This is a genomic window from Endozoicomonas sp. ONNA1 (assembly GCF_024606325.1).
Lineage (GTDB): Bacteria > Pseudomonadota > Gammaproteobacteria > Pseudomonadales > Endozoicomonadaceae > Endozoicomonas_A.
This window is the reverse complement of sequence record NZ_JAHHPN010000463.1, coordinates 1-1,935: the sequence shown is the minus strand read 5'-3', so window position 1 is coordinate 1,935 and position 1,935 is coordinate 1. Positions and strand designations below refer to the sequence as shown.

Genomic DNA, 1,935 nt, shown 5'->3' with positions numbered 1-1,935 from the left:
CTGGTATCGCCGGTTTCCTTCACCACTCCAGTATCAACTAAGGACAGCCATCAATTCAAAAAATGATGTTCAACTCCGTGATTGGTTTGAGTCGTTTACGAATGATGGGGCGTTAGTGAATTCACTCACAGACCTCAAACTGGAGAGGGTTTATGTACCTGCCCTGTTTTTTTTCACCAAGACTAAGCTGATGTCTCAATGTGAAAGATTTTCATCAGTTACAACAGAAACGATTCACGAAAAGAACTACGTAAACTCAGCCAGCCTCAGTGCTGATGGCCGCCATCTGATCACCGCCAGTGTCGATGGCACGACAAAAATCTACGTTCATAAGGCTGCCGGATCATGGGAAGTAATAGCCATCATTTCCCATACCAGCTCGGTCAATTCAGCCACCTTTAGCCCCAATTGCCGCTATGTGGCGTCCGCCAGTCAGGATGGCACGGTGATCATCTACGGCTATAAGGCCGATGAGTCCTGGAAACCGGTAGGCAGCATTTCCCATACCGACTGTGTCTACTCAGCCACCTTCAGTGCCGATAGTCGCTATTTGGTGACCGCCAGTGAGGATAAAACGGCAAAAATTTACAGTCTCAGGGACAATGGATCATGGGAAATTAAAGCCACTATCCCTCAAAATGGTCCGATCAAATTAGCCACCTTCAACCCCATTGCTCACAATATACTGACCGGCAGTGAAGATAAAATGGCAGAAATCTGTGACCTCAATTACGGTAGATCCTGTAAAGAAATAGCCAGCATTGAGCGTCATAGATGGGTCATATCAGCCACCTTCAGCCCCAGTGGCCGCCATGCGGTGACTTCCAGAAAGGATGACACGGCGAAAATCTATGAACAAAAGGCCGATGGATCATGGGAACCAAAAAAAACCATTCGCCATATTGACTATGTTAACTCAGCCAACTTTAGCCCCGATGGCCGCTATGTGGTGACGGCCGGCGAGGATGGCGTAGTAAAAATCTATGGCCAGAAAGCCAATGGGACGTGGGAACTGGAAGGCGACATTGTCCATAAAGACGGAGTCTTATCAGCCACCTTCAGCCCTGATGGTCGCCATATAGTGACTGCCAGCAAGGACGGAACAGCAAAAATCATTGGTCAACAGGACGATGGGTCATGGGTAGAAAAAGCCAGTATATCCCATAATGGCTGGGTCTTGTCAGCCAGCTTCAGCGCCGATGCCAGCCGTGTAGTCACTGCCAGTAACGACTGCACAGTGAAAATCACTGAACTACGAAGCAATAATTCATTGTCTGCTGTCACTGAGTGACGCCATTTTGATTGCAATGAAAGACAGGAACTCTGTCAGTCGCCTTTTAGAATATTTTATGAACTTCCACTCTAAAACTGACTCCAACTTAGCGGTATCGACATTGATTGTCCTTGCTGATCGAAGATAAATACCCACTACGGAGAATTCAGGGATGCATGGAATAGATAATAACGCCAGCATTGCAAAACCAAACTCGCCACCCACCAGGCAAGCTCAAATGGAGCCTGCATCACCTTGTGTCAGTGTCGGCAGATCGGTAGCTATAGTCGACGTGGAAGAAAAGGACAGACCTTCCTTTCAGTATTTTGCTGTTTTATCCAGTTCCATGATTTGCAGCCGTTTGCAACTTCGGGATATTGTCAGTTTAGAACGGGTATGCACCCGCCTTCGCGATGGCATCAAACAAAATAATGCACTGGCAAAAGCCTGGTATCGCCGGTTTCCTTCGCCACAGCAGTATCAACTAAGGACATCCATCAATACAAAAAATCATGATCAACTCATTGATTGGCTCAAGTCGTTCACAAACGATCAGGCGTTAGTGAACTCACTCAAAGATCTCAAAACGGAAAGGGCTTATGTGCCTGCCCTGTTATTTTTCACCAAGACTAAGCTGATGTCTGAATGTAAAACATTTGAAT

The 1,935-nt window shown here is 46.7% G+C and carries 2 protein-coding genes; both read left to right on the top strand.

Annotation, left to right across the window (positions count from 1 at the left end; genetic code table 11):
• Positions 1 to 1,291 (top strand): WD40 repeat domain-containing protein (locus KDK19_RS10525; RefSeq protein WP_257291905.1); only part of this gene is annotated, 1,291 nt, incomplete at its 5' end.
• Between the two features lie 154 nt (positions 1,292 to 1,445).
• On the top strand, positions 1,446 to 1,935 hold a 490-nt coding region (locus tag KDK19_RS10520; RefSeq protein WP_257291904.1), incomplete at its 3' end, for a hypothetical protein.